13 protein-coding genes are annotated in these 18201 nt (G+C 51.1%); 2 read left to right on the top strand and 11 right to left on the bottom strand.

What is annotated here, in order from left to right; genetic code table 11:
• Positions 1–79: 79 nt before the first annotated feature.
• From HMPREF1548_RS14390 to HMPREF1548_RS14375, 4 genes are all read right to left on the bottom strand, one after another.
• Entirely contained in the window at positions 80–1645 is a 1566-nt protein-coding gene (locus tag HMPREF1548_RS14390; protein ID WP_021636971.1) for a sialate O-acetylesterase, read from the bottom strand.
• A gap of 78 nt (positions 1646–1723) precedes the next feature.
• A complete protein-coding gene (locus tag HMPREF1548_RS14385; protein WP_021636970.1) occupies positions 1724–3538 on the bottom strand; it encodes an exo-alpha-sialidase in 1815 nt (604 codons plus the stop codon).
• Between the two features lie 115 nt (positions 3539–3653).
• Entirely contained in the window at positions 3654–5105 is a 1452-nt protein-coding gene (locus tag HMPREF1548_RS14380; RefSeq protein ID WP_021636969.1) for an FAD-dependent oxidoreductase, read from the bottom strand.
• Positions 5106–5185: 80 nt separating this feature from the next.
• Complete coding sequence (locus HMPREF1548_RS14375; protein WP_035322227.1) at positions 5186–6412, bottom strand: MFS transporter; 1227 nt, start codon at positions 6410–6412, stop codon at positions 5186–5188.
• A 393-nt stretch (positions 6413–6805) separates the two neighbouring features.
• On the opposite strand from HMPREF1548_RS14375, the gene HMPREF1548_RS14370 reads away from it, so the two are divergent.
• Positions 6806–7717: a helix-turn-helix transcriptional regulator gene (locus HMPREF1548_RS14370; RefSeq protein ID WP_021636965.1), complete on the top strand. Its 912-nt coding sequence runs from the start codon at positions 6806–6808 to the stop codon at positions 7715–7717.
• Positions 7718–7766: 49 nt separating this feature from the next.
• On the opposite strand, the gene HMPREF1548_RS14365 is transcribed toward HMPREF1548_RS14370, so the two are convergent.
• A complete protein-coding gene (locus tag HMPREF1548_RS14365) occupies positions 7767–8768 on the bottom strand; it encodes an aromatic acid exporter family protein (RefSeq protein WP_035322233.1) in 1002 nt (333 codons plus the stop codon).
• 255 nt (positions 8769–9023) lie between these two features.
• Here HMPREF1548_RS14365 and HMPREF1548_RS14360 point away from each other — a divergent pair, with 255 nt between their 5' ends.
• Entirely contained in the window at positions 9024–9890 is an 867-nt protein-coding gene (locus tag HMPREF1548_RS14360) for a DUF362 domain-containing protein (RefSeq protein ID WP_025488967.1), read from the top strand.
• A gap of 213 nt (positions 9891–10103) precedes the next feature.
• On the opposite strand, the gene HMPREF1548_RS14355 is transcribed toward HMPREF1548_RS14360, so the two are convergent.
• The 6 genes from HMPREF1548_RS14355 to HMPREF1548_RS30235 form a co-directional block, all read right to left on the bottom strand.
• Complete coding sequence (locus HMPREF1548_RS14355; protein WP_021636962.1) at positions 10104–11792, bottom strand: AAA family ATPase; 1689 nt, start codon at positions 11790–11792, stop codon at positions 10104–10106.
• A gap of 290 nt (positions 11793–12082) precedes the next feature.
• A complete protein-coding gene (locus HMPREF1548_RS14350; RefSeq protein ID WP_021636961.1) occupies positions 12083–13978 on the bottom strand; it encodes an alpha-L-arabinofuranosidase family protein in 1896 nt (631 codons plus the stop codon).
• A 78-nt stretch (positions 13979–14056) separates the two neighbouring features.
• A complete protein-coding gene (locus HMPREF1548_RS14345; RefSeq protein WP_021636960.1) occupies positions 14057–14971 on the bottom strand; it encodes a carbohydrate ABC transporter permease in 915 nt (304 codons plus the stop codon).
• Positions 14972–14991: 20 nt separating this feature from the next.
• A complete protein-coding gene (locus HMPREF1548_RS14340) occupies positions 14992–15939 on the bottom strand; it encodes an ABC transporter permease (RefSeq protein WP_021636959.1) in 948 nt (315 codons plus the stop codon).
• Positions 15940–16014: 75 nt separating this feature from the next.
• Positions 16015–17745 (bottom strand): extracellular solute-binding protein, encoded by a 1731-nt coding sequence (locus HMPREF1548_RS14335; RefSeq protein ID WP_162162451.1) that lies wholly within the window; start codon positions 17743–17745, stop codon positions 16015–16017.
• 270 nt (positions 17746–18015) lie between these two features.
• A partial coding sequence (locus HMPREF1548_RS30235) for a hypothetical protein (protein WP_207644062.1) occupies positions 18016–18201 on the bottom strand: 186 nt, incomplete at its 5' end.

The raw sequence follows: 18201 nt of genomic DNA, 5'->3' as shown, positions 1-18201 counted from the left end.
CGAAAAACTGCTTCCCGGCAGGCGTTTCCCAAAGAAACGCCTGCCTGCCTATGGTTCAGGATTCCCGTTCTTCCCGCTTCTATACCTCACACATGAAGGGCTTCATGGGCAAATCCGCGGAATTATAAAATCTGACTCTGATATAAGGCACCCAGGCGAAGGAAACCTGGCATTTTGCATCGGACAGCGGCTCTGTCCGAAGCACCACCGTATCCTCGCGCAAATCAATCTCCCTGATTTCCAGCAGCCTGCCCTCCTGGCTCACCACAAATCCGTCCTTCATCTGTTCCGGCCCGGTCAGCGGAGAGGGCCGTTCCGCCTCCGCCTCGTTTTCCGGCTGTTCTTCCATCTCCCACAGGCCGATACCCGTATTGGCAAAATGCAGGGCAATGCCCTCCTGCGTCCGCTCCGCCCCGATCAGGGCCGGAGGTTCACACAAAACCGGCTCGCCGTACACCTTTCCCCGTGCCAGCAGCGCCAGACGTTCCCCTACTTCTTTTTTATGCTTGGGATGGATATCCTCATACATTCCCAGATCCATGATGGAGGCCATATATGCGCCGGGCACGCTCTCGCCCACCATTTCCTGTCTGCGGCGAAGCTCGGGATACTTTTCCCCGGTGCCCCCCAGCCACCAGCCATAGGGTGCAAGCTGTACATACAAGAAGGGCAGCTCCTGTCCGAAGCTCTTTCTCCAGCAGCGGATCATGGCCGTAAACAGCCTGTCATAAATCTCCGCATGGCCTTCGTCCGATTCTCCCTGATACCAGAGAACACCCCTCGCTGAAAAAGGGATGATTTTTTCCAGCATCTGATGATACAGGCCGCCGGGACGTCCCACATTGTAGGGACCCATGGGGTTTTCCGGGCCTGCCGGCTTTTTCATCCACTCTTTTTGTTCTTCCAGGCCGATTCCGTACATCACGCCGGCCCACTCCCTCCGATGCTCCATGGAGTCCTCCAGGGCAAAGGCCTTTACCGAGGCCGCTTTCAGCTCCTCCGGATCCTTACCCGCCACGGACGCCTCATATTCCTTCAGATACACATCCAGAGGCGCTTCCTTAAGCCAGCTCTCCTCCAGCCAGGTGGAAGCGCTGGTGCCGCCCCAGTTGCAGCCGATGATTCCCACAGGCACACCCAGCACAGGCTGCAGGCTCCTGGCAAAGGAATATCCGGGCGCGCTGAAATACGGCCATGCGTCATCCTCTTCCTCAAACCAATAGCCGCACTCCGACACATCCTTATCATGTCCGGGAAATGCCAGCCGGGGCACATTGAACATATGAATGCGGGGGTTTTTGTTTTCATGCGCCGCGCACTGCATGTCCTCCCACTGTGCGTCATAGCACAGGAAAAATTCCATATTGGACTGTCCTCCTGCGATCCATACCTCTCCCACCGAAACATCCCTGATGGAAAGCGTCTCTTTCTGGCAGGTGATTTCCATGCACAGCCCTTCCGCGGCCTCCATCGGCGGCAGCGTACAGCGCCAGCTTCCGTTCTCCACACGGCAGACGACCCTGCTGCTGGCAAGCGCAACCGTCACCTCTTCCCCTTCCGGCCCTTCGCCCCAGACGGCAATTTCTTTCTGCCGCTGCAGGACACATCCGTCCTGAAATAAAATACCTGTTTTCAACTGCTCCATTTCCTTTTAACGCCTCCTGCAATGTAAATAATGATCTGTTTTTAAAAACCATTATAAAACAATCCGGCAGATTTGTCCTCATTTTTCCAGCAGCCAGTCCAGATTAAACTGTGTATAGCACAGGCAATTGTTGGGCAGCGCTTCATACAGCAGGCCGATGCTGCCGTTTTCCTGAACGCACATGCAGGAATAGGAAAAAATATTGGTGAAAATGGGATCCTCCGCTGTTTTCCAGGTTCCCTCCAGTTTTATTTTTTTATGGGCTTTCCAGGTGATTTGACAGTCCTCCCCCACTTCTCCCAGCGATATGGTTCCGTCCGTTCTTCTGATATCCTCTCTGTTGTTTTCTCCCGAGGGGTAGGAACAGAGCACATACTGTCTGCCCTTCTGCATTCCCTCCGGATACCTCCACGGAAAATTTTCTTCCGTTCCTTCATCCACGGGAAGGGCAATCAGGGATTTCTGACAGGACTGCACGAAAAGCTGCGTTGCCTTTCCTTCCACCCAGTGTTCACCGCCGTCCCGGCTGTAGGAAACCGGGGTATACCCCGGATGGCGGGGCCTGCCGAAGCTCAGTATTGTTCCATCGGAAAGCTCTGCTGCCTGCACTTCATCGCAGTTGTACATATTTTCCTCACTGCGGCGCCAGGTAATTCCGTTGTCATCGCTGTATATTACGGAAGCGCTGTTTTCGCTTTTGCAGCTTTGGTACACCGAAATCAGGATTCTATTGTTTTTCCGGGGATCCTTTTGCCTGGAAAGCCTGAGCCCCGCCCCGGGGCCTGTCCCCAGGAAAACACCCTCCCCATCCCTCTTTACCATGGGCGTCAGATCCACGGGCTGCTCCCAGTGCTCTCCGCCGTCCCGGCTGATTGTCATCCACAAATGCATGGCAGCGGCCGCAACAAGGGGGGCGGGATCCGTTTCCAGCACCCTGTAGCCGGAGGGTACCTGCTCCCCCGGGCCGGCCATGCGTTTCCTGACAAATTCCGGCGTTTCCCGGGGAAATGAGGGCTTATTCCAACTTAAATACACATTACCCACGTAAATATCCTCTCCCTCTCCCTCTCCCGGTTTTTCCGGGATCAGCGGAGGCTCCCTGTCCAGATAATCCGCTTCTCCCACCGCATAATATAAATCCCCCAGCGTCTGGAAGCCGTGGGACGCAGAATGCTTCTGCGGCATGTAATATCGGGTCCTGCGGCCCTCGGGATCATAAACCCAGCCCTGCTCCCTGACGGTATAGCAGTTCCCCTTCTGTGCCTCCGGCCGGTCACCCACGCGGGTATCGCCGTCAAAGAGCATGAGGCGGCTTTTCCCATCGATTTCTATAAAGGCATTTTCCTCCAGCCACTCCCTTTTCCAGAAGCCCATGCTTTCGGGGAACATATCCATAACCGCTATTACTGTCCCGTCCTCCGCCTGCACCATGCAGGGATCGATGACAAAAGGCGAATGCCAGTCATAAAAATCCTGCGGCGCATGATGGGCCTGCAGCGTGATTACCCGCTGAAGCTTTCCAAAGCTCTTTCCCCCATCCAGGCTTCTTCTCACTCCGAAGCCAAGCCAGCCCCAGTCCGCCCCTTCGTTTCCCACATCCGCGGCGGCGATGATCACCTCTCCCTCCGGTGCCCGGGCGCTAATCAGGGAAGGGATCCGGCATCCCTTCAGATCTCCCAGCTCCTCCTCCCTTCCCGCCAGCTCCGGTATTTTCAGCCTGCTGCCGTCCGTACTTACGAACAGCGGTTTATTTTTACTTTTCCACGGTTTTCCCATCTGTGTTCTCCTTTCCCTTTTCCACCAGTCTGCCATGGGAACGGCCGCATAGCAATGGCAGGGCTTCATTCTGTTTTTACTTTCATAAAGATTTACATAACCGTATACTGATTTCATAGCTGGCTGTTAAAGAAATCAAATACTCATGGCATGTCTGCCTGGCCCGTTGCCCGTGGAAATAAAAAACGCCCTTCCGAATCAACGGAACAGGCGTTTTCCTTCATTATGCACTTTATTCCCACCGCAGGCCGATATTCTCCTGGGCGGGGCCGTCCAGCACCTTGCCTTCATAATCAAACCGGGAGCCGTGGCAGGGGCAGTCCCAGCTTTTTTCGTCCGGGTTCCAGGTCAGCTCGCAGCCCAGGTGGGGGCAGCGGGCGGACACCAGGTGCAGTGTGCCCGATTCATCCCGGTATGCGCCGATTTTTCCATTGCCGTATTCCACCAGATGACCCTCGCCCGGCCTGAGATCCTCCAGATGCTCGCCGCCCGTCGCATTACGTTTCCCCACATAGCCCTTTATGGTACAGCCTGCCTGCTTCGCCAGGCTTTCCGCCGCATCCCAGCCAAACCTGGAGGGCGTGAACACCTCCTTTGCGGGATTTTCCTTTCCGGTAATCAGATCGGTCAGCAGCCGCGCCGCCACCATGGAATGGCTCATGCCCCATTTGCCGAAGCCCGTGGCCACGTACCAGCCGGGCGCTGCCGGGGAGAAACGGCCAATATAGGGGACCGCGTCCAGTGTCATGCAGTCCTGGGCCGACCAGGCCGCCTCCTCTTTGCAGTCCGGCCAGTAGCTGCGGGCGCTGTTTCGCAGGCGTTCGTATCTGCCTCCCTCATTCGCCCCCGTACGGTGATTGCAGCCGCCGAGGATCACCAGCTCCTTATCCTCCAGGCGAAGGCCGCGGAAGGAGTAATCTCCCTCGTCCATGCCGTAATACATGCCTTCCATATGACCTGCGCCGGACAGAGCAAGGCAGTAGCTTCTGTCCTGATGCATCCTGGCAAAATAATAGCCGGGCCGGTTAATAAAAGGGAAATGTCCGGCAAAAACAATATGTTCCGCCGTCACATCGCCGCCTGCTGTGGTAATCACTTTCCCTTCCACACGCTTCACCTCCGTGTTTTCATAAACCGTCAGTTCGCCTGCGATGTTAAAAAGAAATTCCAGCGGGGAAAAGCAGGCCTGCCCTTCCATTTTTGCCGCGCCCGCCACCGGAAACGGCAGCTGGGTATCCGTCACAAAGGTAACCGGAAGCCCCAGTTCGTCACAGGCGCGCACCTCATTTTCCACAACATCCCGTTTACAGCGGGTATACAGGTACGCCGGGCAGTCCAGCCACCGGCATTGGATGTTCCGGCTTTGCACCAGGCTGCGGTAATCCTCTACCGCCCTGCTGTTTGCCCGGGCATAAAGCGCCGCCTTTTCCTTTCCCTGGCTGTGGATCAGGCCGTCATAAATCAGACCGTGCTGTGCCGTGATTTTGGCGGTGGTGCTTCCTGTCTGCCCCTCGCCCACATGCCCTGCCTCCAGCACGATTGTTTTCACCCCTGCTTCCTGCAGGAAAAAGGCGGTCAGGATGCCTGCCATCCCGCCGCCTATCACCGCCGCTTCCGTTTGAATATGACCGGAAAGCGCCAGCCTTTCCGGGTTATGAGTTATTTTTCTCCAGATAGAATCCATGCCGCACACCTCTTATCCGCCAGCTTCGGGCAGTTCTGCTATGTTCCTGTTATGCATAGTGTGGGCAGCGCCGATGAATTCTATACGGCTTCTTTTCTTTTTTCAGTGACCCTTCTGCACAGCTGCAGGCCCAGCAGCAGCACAATGGGAAATACGATGGCCGCAAACAGGCCCGCCGTGAGCCTGCCGTCAAAGGCATCGGAAACCATTCCCACCAGAGTCGGCCCGGAGGAACAGCCCAGATCGCCGGCCAGGGCAAAAAAGGCGAACATGGCGGTGCCGCCTCTGGGACATTTTTCCGCTGCCAGGCTGAAGGTGCCCGGCCACATGATGCCTACCGAAAGGCCGCAGAGCCCGCAGCCTGCCAGGGAAAGCAGCGGAATGGGGGACAGGGAAGCCAAAAGGTAACTGGCCACGCACAGCAGGCTGCTTGCCGTCATGAAGGCGATGAGATTGATTTTCTCACTGAATTTCGCATAAAAGGCGCGGGAGGTTCCCATCAGGATGGCGAACATGCACGGGCCCGCCAAATCCCCTATGGTTTTGGATACCTTCAGGCCGGTTTCCGCAAAGGCGGAGGCCCACTGGCTCATGGCCTGCTCCGACGCCCCTGCACACACCATGGTGATGGCAAAAATCCAGAACAGCTTGCCGGAAAGCAGCTCCTTTACGGACATTCCCTGTCCGTCCTCATTCAGGGAACGCACCGGCACAAGGCAGAAATATACCGCATTCAGCAGCGGCACCAACGCCCAGATAAAGCTCAGGATTCTCCAGTTATGTATCCCGGCCAGCGCAAAAAACAGCGTGGAAATCAGGATGACCGCCACATGGCCCCAGCAGTAGAAGGAATGCAGCAGGCTCATGGCCGCCGATTTCTGGTCAAAGGGGCAGGCCTCCACGATAGGGCTGATCAGCACCTCTATCAGGCCGCCGCCGATGGCGTAGAAGAAAATGGATATCAGCATGCCCACGTAAGGGTCCGGCAGCAGATCCGGCAGGACCCCTAAGCCCGCCAGGCCCGCAGCCGCCAGCACATGGGCGGCTACGATGGATACCTTATAACCTATTTTGTCCACAAAACGCGCGGACAGGAAGTCTACCACCAGCTGAATGCCGAAATTGATGGTGACCAGCAGTGTTATTTTTTCCAGGGAAATCCCGTAGGATGCGATAAAGGTGGTAAAAAGCAGCGGTACAAAGTTGTTGACAATGGCCTGGGTGATATAGCCCAGATAGCTTGCATACAGGGTGTGGCGGTAGCTTTTCAGCACGGAGCCGCCGCGGGTGGTAACATTGGTTTCCATAATATTTTCGTCTCCTCAAAAACAGTCTTTTCTGTTGTGATTCCCGGGCTTATGGGAGCCGGGTTTTTGCATGTCAGGGACAGGGCAAATTGCTGTGCAGTTTTGTCTGCGGAGGGTTTTGCGGGCTGGAAATTGCATGTGGTGCTTTTCCCCGGCAAAGCTTTTTCAACAGCATTTTTCTTTGCTTGCATCAGGCCTGACAATTTAGTATTATAAAGTCACATTCCGAATAAAAATAGTGATTTTTTGTCATTATTTATGATATTTATTGAATTATCCGGTCATTTTATGTATTTTCCCTTTGCAGCGGGGCAATTCCTGTTTTTCCATATGCCCGGGCACATAAATATATCCTGTAATCTTCTGCAGCGGTAATAAAATGGAGGTGTTTTCATGCAGCTGGCCCATATAGAAGTCGGCTCCGATTTACAGGAGTTGACAAAGCACGGATCCAAAGCCTTCCCCTTCCAGGCCTATCTGGATGATATGTCGTTATATTATGCAGGCAGCATTCCCTGGCACTGGCACCGGGAGTTTGAACTGTCCGCGGTGGTTTCCGGGCAGGTTTCCTTAATGACTGCTTCGGAGTCCCATATCCTGCGGGAGGGGGATGGTATTTTCATTAATTCTGATATACTGCACAGCGCCTCTTCTGCAGCAGACGGCCGTTGTGTCATGTATAATTTTGTGTTTGCCCCGGAGCTTATCCAATCCTCCACGGACAGCCTGATTATGGAAAAATACCTGTATCCCCTGATGAATAACAAAAGCTTTTCCAGCTATATTTTTCACAGGGAAGAGGCCTGGGAGGCGGAGTGTATCCGCACCATGCTTTCTATGTATGAAGCATCCCTGCAAAAGGACTTCGGCTATGAGTTGAAGATTCAAAGTCATATTGGCAGCCTTTTTACCGCGTTTGCATCCCATCTGCCCGCCGCATTCGCCCCGGCACAGAATGCGGGACGTGAGGAAGAGCTGCTGAAGGATATGCTGCATTACGTTGAGCTGCATTTACAGGAGCCGATAACCCTGAAGGAGCTGGCCTCCTCCTTTCATGTCAGCGAAAGCACCTGCAGCCGACTGTTCCGCCGTCATTTATCCATTTCCCCCTTCGGGTACATACTTACCTGCCGAATTGAAAAAAGCCTGCCGCTGCTTTCCGATACCAGGCAGACCATTACGGAAATCGCCTATGCCTGCGGCTTCCATGATACCAGTTATTACTGCCGGACCTTTAAGCGGATGAAGGGCATTACCCCTCTGCAGTTCAGGCGGCTGTCCGTTAGCAGCAGCTCTGATGGCTGAGCTGACGCGGCCGTTGGCAATGGCTCCGATAGCCGAACGGCCGCGGCCGTTACCTTGCAGAGCGCTGTTCCCAGTAAATACTGCGCAGCCGTTCATCCATTGTTTCCACAAACGTTCTTTTATACAGAAGAAAGTCCTCCAAATCCATAAGAACATGGTATAGGGCCGCCCTGTTTTCAAATTCCTCCCTCGTCCCGGGAAGCGGCTCCGCCTTCATCTGTTCCATCACCCCATGGAGGCGGGCAAGCTGGGCCTTGGGATCGTTAGGTTCATGGATATATGAGGCGCAGTATTCCATAAAAGAGGCCACCTCTGCAGCCTGTCCCGGCAGTGAGCTCAGCTTGATAAGCTCTCCGTGCAGGTTACAGAGCACAAGGCACTGTTTTGTCCGCATCTCAAAATAGCGCAGATAATAGCCGGCATGGGGCCGGAGGATATTATAACGGTATTCATACGCCTGTTCCCGGAATCCCTCCAGCCTGCTTTCCAGAAGCTCCAAATCCTCCCAGGCCCTGTCCTGCCGTCCGCTTCCCGACAGGTACGCCGCCAGCTCCTCCAATATCTTCTTTAATTCACCCTCCGTCAGCCGCACATGCGCCAGCAGCTTTTTTCTGCGTCCGGCATTGTTCTGGAACAGGTTCAGCAGTATTGCGAAAAAAATACCGATTATCACCAGCGCAAGTTCATTCCTGATAAAAGCCGGGCTGAAGTCCCCCGTTTCCAAAAAATGGGTGCCTATGACCGCATTGACGGAAATCACCGCCCGCCAGTCCATCAGGGTAAAAATAACGGAAATAAGAAATACGTACATACCATAGGCCAGCCAGTCCCCGGGCATATGCCGGAACAAAAGCCGGCAGAGAAACACGGACAGAACAAATGACAGGAGCCGGTAACAGGAGAGCTTGAGTGTCTCCCACCGGGTAGTCAAAAGGGTCAGCAGGGTAATCGTCCCTGCCGAGGCTGCGAAATCCAGCTGCAGCTGCCGGGCGATATACATGGAAATGCAGCTTCCCGTTGCTATTTTCAGGGCGGGGATTGTGGTGTGCATTATTTTTTTACTGCCGTTTCTTTTATTTTTACTGCTATTCCTTCGCTTATTTTCATTAATCATTCTGCTTCAGGGCCTTTCTGAGCGAATCAAATCCTAATACTATGGTAAGCAGTTTCGGAGATTTCATGTAAATATCTTCCTAGCATACTTTTTATTACTGTTTCAGCATAAAAATCTTGACTTAGAGTTGACTCAATGGGGTATGCTTTTTATCAGCCTGATAAAATTTACACAAAGAAAGAAGGATGCAGCATGGAAAAAGCAAAGGTTTATTTTACAAAAGAACTTACCCCCGAAGCAATGGAGCGCATGTACCGGGTTCTGGGAAGCGGGCTTTCCGGGGAAACGGCAGTCAAAGTACATTCCGGAGAGATGGGGAACCAGAATTTTATCCGTCCGGATTTTATGAAGAAGGTAATAGAAGCCGTAAACGGCACCGTTGTGGAATGCAATACAGCCTATGAAGGAAAGCGGAATACCACAAAGGAGCATTGGGAAACCATGAAGGCACATGGCTGGACGGAGCATTTCCGGGTGGATATCATGGATGAGGACGGGGAACTGGAGCTGCCTGTGGAGGGCGGGAAACAGATTTCCGTCAATTATGTGGGAAAGAATCTTCAAAATTATGATTCCATCCTGGTGCTTTCCCATTTTAAAGGGCACCCCATGGGCGGCTTCGGCGGCGCCCTGAAGAATATTTCCATCGGAATCGCCTCTTCTCACGGCAAAGCACATATCCACGGCGCAGGCCATCCGGAGGCCATGTGGACCGCAGATCATGATTCCTTCCTGGAAGCCATGGCCGATGCTGCCAAGTCAATCGTGGCGTATCGAAAGAACCATATTGCCTTTCTCAACGTTATGTGCAATATGTCCGTTGACTGTGACTGCTGCGCCGTGGCAGAGGATCCGAAAATGGCGGATATCGGTATCCTTTCCTCTCTCGACCCGGTAGCCCTGGATCAGGCGTGTCTGGATCTTGTTTATAGTTCCGAGGATCCCGGCAAAAAAGATTTAATTGAAAGAATCGAATCCCGCAACGGTGTGCATACGGTGGAAGCGGCGGCGGAAATTGGTGTGGGAACCAGGGAGTATGAGCTGATCTGCATTGACTGATATCAATTGATATTTTTATTCCCGCGAGCAACGAGTCAGGCAGCCATGCTTGCATGGCTATTTGGCGACTGCCGCGAGGGTCAAATACCCTGCTCGCAGCGGGGTATTTGATTGACTGAGTGAAGCTCATTTAATTGTGCAAGATAAAAAACCAGCTCCGGCAGGCTTTACTGTCCCGCGGAGCTGGTTTTTATCCATTGGAATTATTTTGTATTAATCTGACACCGCCTTACATAGTTTCTTAAAAAAAGCGATTCCGAATTTTATAAAGGTATGGTAGCCCTCCAGCCGCAGCTCGGCATCATACTGTTTTTCTTCAATCTGGGCAAGCGCTTCGGCGGCCTTTTGTTCCAGCTGTGCATACGTATCCGCCACCTTTGTTTCTATGATAACCGCCAACCCTTCATAAGGTGCCGAACGGATGATGATATCACTTCTCCCCAGCCCGCTTTCCCGGTTTGACTGTATGAGATAGCCATCCATCATTTTCAGAAGTCCTGCCGTAAAGCCGTGATAATAATCTTCCTTATAGTCAAAGAAGCTGACTGTTTCCATCAGATTCCTGGAAAGCTCCTTTTCCAATAAAGAGGTGTCTTTTTTCAGCAGGGCTTTATATAAAGCCGAAAAATCCTTTTGCCGGATTTGACGGTTGAACCAATCCATAATCGTATTCCGGTAAATATATTTTATCTCCGCGTTGGGAATCGCCAATACGATATAAATGGTATCCGCCTGCATATGTTCTCCGACCTTTTTCAGATAGCCTGTAAAGAACAGGAAATTCCACAGATTATCCTGTGAACTGTGTATTTCTTCATAGGTGATATCCTCATGCACGGGTTTTTCAATGTATTCTCCGGCAATCAGCGCTTCCAGTTCCTGCTTGACACCGGCATCCGCTTTCTCTATCATATCACGAATGATATCATTTGATGAAGTATTCGCCCAATATGGCCGGGGCAGTGCGTTAATGTCATTCTCAGCCTCTTTCACATAATTAATCATGCTCCACGGATTATATACTTCAGTATTGCCGAAAAGATAACCATCGTACCATCGCTTCACTTCTTCCTTTTTTTCCTCGATATTATAAAATTGGAGCATTTTTTCCACTTCCGGAACTGTAAAACCAAAATGCTCGGAATATCTCCCGCTTAAGACTGAGATTATTTCCAGATTATTCAGACCAGTGAAAATGCTTTCTTTGCTAATTCTCAGGCAACCGGTAATAACAGCAAATTCCAAACTGGAATTGGTCTTAAGAGCAGATTCAAACAGTGATCTGATAAAATCTGTCATTTTTCCATAAAAACCTCTGAACCAGGCATTTTCCAGGGGTACGTCATATTCGTCCAACAAAATAATTACATTTTTCTGATATACCTTCTGCAGGCATCTGGAAAGGAACTTCACAGCCTTAAAGCACTCCGCGTCAGAAGCCTGTTTCCTTATGAATCTCTGAAACTGCTTTTTTTCCTCTTCGCTGAGTTCATTACTTCCAAGCACGCTTTTGTGTCTGTCAAATTCCATGGCAAGTTCATCGATAATACTGGCATAGGCCATTTCAAACGTAGGCTGCTTCGCCGATTTCAGTGACAGGCTGATCACCGGATACTGCCCCATATGGTCGGTGTATTCCACACCGGCATCCATAATTTTCAGGCCTTCAAACAGATAGGAGTTGTCAATATTTTCTCCTTCCTTTGTCAGTTCTTTTTCAAAAAAATACCGCAGCATACTTAGGGCCAATGTTTTTCCAAATCTCCGGGGTCTGGTAAACAAACTTACCCCACTGCCATTATCCAACAGTTCCTTAATAAATAATGTTTTATCAATATAATAATATTTTTTATCTATAATCTTCTTAAAATCCTCTATCCCAACAGGTAATGCTTTTTTCATTCTTACTGCCTCCCATTTCAAACTGCTTCTCCAAAATTACTTTTTCACGTATTCCTGTAAATATTCTAGCATGCCAGACCAGTTTCTGCCATCAAATCTTTCACCTGTTTTCCTATTCCAGTGAATACAATCAATTACATTCAGGTCATGCTTATAACTTTCCCTGTAAGGTTTCTGTAAAACATTTTATACTGAATACACACAAAAAAACCGGCAAACACACCATAATTGTGTATTTGCCGGTTCTTCTGTTCTCATCTATTATACGCTTTCAGGCAACGGCCAACATCTCACCCACGCTCCAGACACAGAAAGCTCAGCCCCGGAACCACAATGGCATTCCCGTCAGGCCCGGCCGTGCACCGCCTTATGCAGCTTTCAGCCTCCGTCTCATGGGCCATACGCCCTTCTCCCTGCAGCCCGTCCTTCAAAAACCAGTGTCCTTCCGGCAGGGCCGTCTGCACCGCCGCGCCGGAGTGGTTCACGATATAGAGCTGCTCCTTACCGCTTACCGTTTTCACAGCCAGGGCAAAAAGATTTTCCGCTCCCGTCTCTGTACAAGCCGCTGTACAGGGCTCAAAGACACGGGCAAACATGGCAAAAATTTGGCCCATGCAGGACAAATAACAGGTTTCTTTCGTTGCCTCAATGATATTCTGCCCCCAGGTATTGCACATGTTATTGAAATTAGCCAGCGCAAACTCTCCGCCGTAGCTGATGTAATCCAACAGCCTGTGCGCGCCGTTTAAGGCATAGTTCCAGCTAATCTGCTGCACGCCAAAAATATTGGCATAATCATTGGTCACTTCCCCATGCCACCTGAAATCCTGCGGCATGGCAGGGTTCTCAAAAGGCTCCGGGCTATGGCAGGAGGGCAGCCATTCCGTGTTGACCAGCTTTAGGGCCGTACCGTTTTTCCGGTTATATTCCCTGATAACGGGAAGGATTTTGTGGACAAAATCCGGATCGCCCTGCCTGTAAATCACATACTGGATATCCTTTCCCGCAATCTCCAGCATATCCGGCAGAAGATCCGGGGAATAGGTATAAGCTGCCATCATCAGCTCGATGTCAGGATCCGCCAGCCGCATTTCCCTTGCGAATTTTACACACTCTTCGGCATACTGGCAGGCCGTCCATTTTCTTCCCGGCTCATTGTCCATTTCAAACAGCCTGACCCCGTAAGGCTCCTTATGCCCGTTTTGCATACGAAGGCGCCCCATTCCCACATTCTCCGGCGCATTCAGGTATTCCACCATCTGCCTGGCCTTGAAGGGCTCCGAGGTCATCATATTAAAACAAAGCTGCGGTTCAAAGCCCACCAGCTGGGACAGCTGCAGGAATTCGTCCAGCCCCACATCGTTTTCCTCCAGGCCGCCCCAGTAAAAGCTGGGCTGCGGCTCCCTTCTGTCCCGGTCGCCGATGGAGCTTTCCCAGTTGTAGAAGCTGACAAAACAGCCTCCGGGAAAACGCACCACGCTGGGGGCCGCCTCCTTCAGCTTTTCCACCACGTCAGCGCGCCAGCCGCCCAGATTATCGGCAGGCATCAGCGAGGCAAAGGAAAGCACCAGCGTGCCCGGAAAGGAAAAGGTCAGACAGATTTGTGCATTTCCCCCGCAGGCTTCCTCCCATTCCCAGGTAAACAGGCGGGGAACCGTGGTCAGGGCAAAGCTGGTCTCCTGCGTTCCTATTTTCACAGTCAGAAGCTCCGCCTTTTCGCTGTGGATGGTATCCCCGAAGCCGTTCAGCCCGGCCTCGCTCATATCTCCCCTGACGCCTGCAAAAATCCGGAACTGATACCGTTTCCCCTTCTGCAGATGGAGCCCCTTCTGCAAAAGCCCGCATTCGCTCCCATCCGTATTCTTAAGAAGCAGCGATGTCATTCCCTTATAGGTATGGGTTCCGCAGGTATGCTCCCGTTCCGGCGCGCCGATCACCTCCCAGTCATTTTCCTCATAGCCGCTGTGCCAGAAGGGCGCATTGCTGTTATAATGCTCCTTATCCAGCCCCAGCCACTCCCAGGTGGCGATTTTAATGGCCGGCACATCCCGGAAGGCGCGGTTGTAAAGCATTTCGCTCCACATCCCGTTCACCTGCCTGCCGAACCCGGATTCAATAAAATTCCCGAAAATCCGCCGGCCCGCCGGTTCCTTTGTCCATTCCTTTTCCACAATAATTTCCGCCATATCCCTTTTCCTCCCGATTCTGGCAACATTTCAGGCAGCTGCTCTTTTTATTCTGCCACAGGTACATGCAAATGGCAATCAGCCCTTCACTGACCCAACCATAACACCTTTTTCAAAAAACTTCTGTGCGAACGGATACATAATGATCAGCGGCAGTGCGGAAAGCACCATGCAGGCCAGCTCGATGGTCTTGTAATTCGCCGCGGAGTTGGATACCGTTGTCAGCACGGAGGCTGCCCCTGCGCTCATCGTCTCACCCAGCTGCGCAGCGGAAGCGCTGGCCTTTGTGATGGAGAGCATGTAGTAGGACAACGTCTGGATTTCTGCGGATTTCGTATAGTACAGCGTCTGGGTGTAATCGTTCCAGGTGGCAACCGCCGTGAAGATCCCCAGCGCACTGATTACCGGCTTGGAAAGCGGGATTACCAGTTTAAAGAAAATCGTATACTCGCTGGCGCCATCGATTTTGGCGGATTCGAACAGGGATTCCGGAATCGACTTGAAGTTGGTATTGAAAATGATTACATTATAAAACCCGCCGAACAGCGCCGGAAGGATATATACCCAGTAGGTATTGTAAATATGCATGGCGTTAAACAGGATAAAATACGCGATAACGCCGCCGTTTAAGTACATGCTGACAAAACCGATTACGGTATAGAATTTTTTCCCCACCAGATTGTCCCTGGAAAAACCATAGGCAAACATGGAGGTAAAAAGCGTCTGTATCACCGTAACGATAATGGTTCTGGTAAAGGTAATCCCGAAGGCCCTGAAAATTTCAGGGTTTTTCAGCACCGACTGCCAGCTTTCCAGGGAAAACTCGCCGGGCAGCAGCATGGCATAGCCGTTTTTGGCGATATCCTGCGCACTGTTTAAGGAATTTATCAGGGAATACCACACCGGATAAACCGTGATTATCATAATAAGTATCATCACTGCGGTAAGGAGAACGGAAAAACGTTTCTCCTTCCTTGACTTGATTTTATTCATAGGAACCCTCCGTTTTCCGATCAGAACAGCCCGTTGTCCGTCAGTTTATTGGATACAAAGTTGGCGGTGGTCAAAAGGATAATTGCCAGGATGGATTTGAAAATATTTACAGCCGCCGCCATACCGAACTGCAGCTGCTGCAGGCCGACTTTATAAATATAGGTGTCAATCACTTCACTCTTTTCCAGGTTAAAGGAATTCTGCAGCACGTAAAGCTGGTCGAAGTTATTGTTCATGATACCGGCCACGGCAAAAATCACCATGATCACAATGGTTCCCTTGATACAGGGAAGAGTCACATAACGCATTTTCTGCACTCTGCTTGCCCCGTCCAGATCGGCCGCTTCATAAAGCTCCTGATCCACGCCGGAAATGGCCGCCGTGTACAGAATAGTGCTCCACCCTAATTCCTTAACCAAATTGGAAAGGATGGCAATCGCCCAGAAATATTTCGAATCCGCCATAAAAACGATAGGCTGCTCAATCACGCCCAGCTTCAGCAGAATCTGGTTGAAAAGCCCGCCGTCCCCGCTCAGCAGCGTGATAACAATACCGCCGAATACTACCCAGGAAATAAAATGCGGCATATAGGTCACCGTCTGGACAAAGCTTTTGAATTTGGGGCGGGCTATTTCATTGATGAACAGGGCGAACAGAATCGCCATCACAATATTCACCAGGTTTCCGATCAGGTTAATGCCCAGCGTATTCACCAGCATGCGTTTGAAGTCAAAATTGCCGAATATCACCTTAAAATTCTGGAAGCCATACCAGGGGCTGGTGAATACGCCTTTAATGCCCTCTATGACACTGTAGTTTTTAAAAGCCAGCAGCAGGCCGAAAAGCGGCACAATGGAAAACAGCAGCATCAATACGGTTCCGGGGAGCATAAGCGTATGCAGCTGAAGCTGTGTGGCCCTGTCATAGCCCAGCCGGAATCCCGTAGTTTTTTTCTTTTTACTTTTCATATAGAACCTCCGTCTTCCTCAGGCAAACATAAGGCTGCCGCGTTTTGCGGGCCAGCCTTATGCTGCCGCCGGGGATTATTTGTAAAGTCCGGCGTTTATATCTTCGATTTTGTTGCCCTTCTTCTCACAGTACTCCTGGTATACTTTGTTGTATTCCTCGTCAATCGCTGTGATTTCATACTGATCCAGGGTGTCGAGCATGTTCTGGTATTCCTTTTCAAAGGCCTCGTCGGAAGCAGCCGTTACGATTTTTGCCTTCTGGGATTCCAGATAGGTCTTGATCTGGGAAAGCTTGATACCCAGGTCGCTGGAAGGCTCGATAACCGTGCTGTTTTTGAAGCCCAGCAGGGAATCATCATAAATGTATGTATCCTTGTAATTGCCGAATGCAGGCATCAGCGCTACTTCCACGCCTCTGTTGCTTGTGGGATCCGGAACAGGCTCCGTATTCCTTTCAAAAGAGGTGTTGGCAAACGGCCACATCAGTACATTGTTGTCATACTCTTCCGCCAGCTTCTTCTTACCTTCTTCCGTTTTTGTTACAATGCCTTTTTCGTCAATCGTATAGTCCGTTCCTTCAATACCATAATAATTAAGGAGCAGTCCTTCCTGGCTGGAAGCCCAGCTTAACAATTTTGCAATTTTTTCAGGATTCTTGCAGTCCTTGGAAACAAGGGTCTGAATCCAGCCGGTGCCTGCGGACTGGTTAACGGGCATGGCCGGTCTGGCGCCGTTGGAGGCAAGGATCGGTCCGAAGGATACCCAAGGCATATTTGTTTTGTCCTGCTGTGCCTGGTTACCGATCCAGCAGAATACTCTCTTTGCATCCAGATAGGTCTTCAGGGCGGTTTCATCAATTGTAAGGGTATTCACATCCAGATAGTTTTTCTGTACCAAGGTATTCAGGAATTTCAGGCCGTTTTTATATCCCGGGCTGAGTTCCATATGTCTGTAATTGCCGTTTTCATCCACCGGCACTGCACCGAAGTTCCAGGAAACAATGCCGTCCAGGCTGGAGTTAATCCAGAGGTTGCACTGCAGCACTACCGGCAGGACGCTCTGTCCGTCCACCTGATAGCCGGAATTTTTCACTTTTTCACAGGCAGCGTAGAAGCCTTCCTCCGTCTGTACGTCCTCCTGGGTAATTCCCAGCGCATCCATGATTTCCTTATTGAACATGATACAGCTGTTGCTGCCCTTTTCCACTACGTCAATCCATACCTGATCATCGGGAGGGAATACCTTCCTGTTATCCTTGGATTCCATATGGCTGGGATAAGAATACCAGCCGCCGTAGGTATCTGTCAGAGCCTGCTTGATATCCTCCGGGAAGTCCTTGAGCAAATGGGATTCCGGATCATAGGTTTCCAGGAAGGTTTTCATATCCCATACCTTGTCCGCTGCCACAAGCTGCTTATATATGTCCGCATCCGTAATGGACATCATATCCGGAAGCTCTCCTGAGGCGATCATCAGGCCCAGCTTTGTGGTTGCATCCGTAGGCGGCTGCTCTATTTTCAGGGTAAGCCCGAAATTTTCTTCTATGTATTCAGTCGCCGGTGATTCCTTGGTGGACCAGTTTGCTGTCGCAGGTCCCCATCCGGATACATCAGAAAACCAGTAAAGCTCGCTTGTTCCCTCACTGGAAGCAGAAGCATCTGCCGGGGCATTCTCCCCTGAAGCCTCACTCTGGGCCGCCTGTGTCCCTGCCGCCCCTGTTTCAGCCGAACCGCACGCTCCCAGGCTCAAAACCATAGTTCCGGCCAGTGCCAACGCGCACATTTTCTGCAGTACATGTCTTCTCATAACCATTCCTCTTTCCTTCTTTATTAACAGTCCGGAAAACCGGACTGTTACCTTTTTCATAATTCCATTTATCTGTACAATGCATTGTAACCTGATGGACTTTATTGTAATTTTTTCCCCGTCCCTTTTGTATGGAAATTATTTTTATATTTTTGTCAAAAATTTAGATTTCCCTGTACAAAACAAATAAAGGCCGCGGATTTTTTCCCACAGCCTCACAATTACTCTTATAAATTTTATAAAATCTTTCACATCTTCCCTCTGTTTTTATCACATCTGCCAATCCAGCACACCCCTGCCACATAGCCAAAGGAATGCGTCCGCCTGTGTGGGGCTGCTGCTGTATTTCTTCTCCGGGGGCGGCTTTGGGGGAGTTTCCGGTCCATAGGAAAAAACGGTGATGTTTCTTACTGCTTCCGGAGGCCGGAATTCTGCCGCCCCTAGCGGCCTGTCTGA

The sequence above is a fragment of the Clostridium sp. KLE 1755 genome, from assembly GCF_000466465.2.
GTDB classification, from domain to species: domain Bacteria; phylum Bacillota; class Clostridia; order Lachnospirales; family Lachnospiraceae; genus Eisenbergiella; species Eisenbergiella porci.
The sequence above is the reverse complement of the archived record's forward strand: the minus strand, read 5'-3'. Positions and strand labels throughout refer to the sequence as shown.

Bases quoted from the DNA above. Each gene is read 5' to 3' on its own strand.
- HMPREF1548_RS14370 (WP_021636965.1), top strand. From the start codon at position 6,806: ATGCAGCTGGCCCATATAGAAGTCGGCTCCGATTTACAGGAGTTGACA.
- HMPREF1548_RS14380 (WP_021636969.1), bottom strand. From the start codon at position 5,105: ATGGATTCTATCTGGAGAAAAATAACTCATAACCCGGAAAGGCTGGCG.
- HMPREF1548_RS14365 (WP_035322233.1), bottom strand. From the start codon at position 8,768: ATGCACACCACAATCCCCGCCCTGAAAATAGCAACGGGAAGCTGCATT.
- HMPREF1548_RS14355 (WP_021636962.1), bottom strand. From the start codon at position 11,792: ATGAAAAAAGCATTACCTGTTGGGATAGAGGATTTTAAGAAGATTATA.
- HMPREF1548_RS14335 (WP_162162451.1), bottom strand. From the start codon at position 17,745: ATGAGAAGACATGTACTGCAGAAAATGTGCGCGTTGGCACTGGCCGGA.
- HMPREF1548_RS14390 (WP_021636971.1), bottom strand. From the start codon at position 1,645: ATGGAGCAGTTGAAAACAGGTATTTTATTTCAGGACGGATGTGTCCTG.
- HMPREF1548_RS14350 (WP_021636961.1), bottom strand. From the start codon at position 13,978: ATGGCGGAAATTATTGTGGAAAAGGAATGGACAAAGGAACCGGCGGGC.
- HMPREF1548_RS14345 (WP_021636960.1), bottom strand. From the start codon at position 14,971: ATGAATAAAATCAAGTCAAGGAAGGAGAAACGTTTTTCCGTTCTCCTT.
- HMPREF1548_RS14340 (WP_021636959.1), bottom strand. From the start codon at position 15,939: ATGAAAAGTAAAAAGAAAAAAACTACGGGATTCCGGCTGGGCTATGAC.
- HMPREF1548_RS14375 (WP_035322227.1), bottom strand. From the start codon at position 6,412: ATGGAAACCAATGTTACCACCCGCGGCGGCTCCGTGCTGAAAAGCTAC.
- HMPREF1548_RS14360 (WP_025488967.1), top strand. From the start codon at position 9,024: ATGGAAAAAGCAAAGGTTTATTTTACAAAAGAACTTACCCCCGAAGCA.
- HMPREF1548_RS14385 (WP_021636970.1), bottom strand. From the start codon at position 3,538: ATGAAATCAGTATACGGTTATGTAAATCTTTATGAAAGTAAAAACAGA.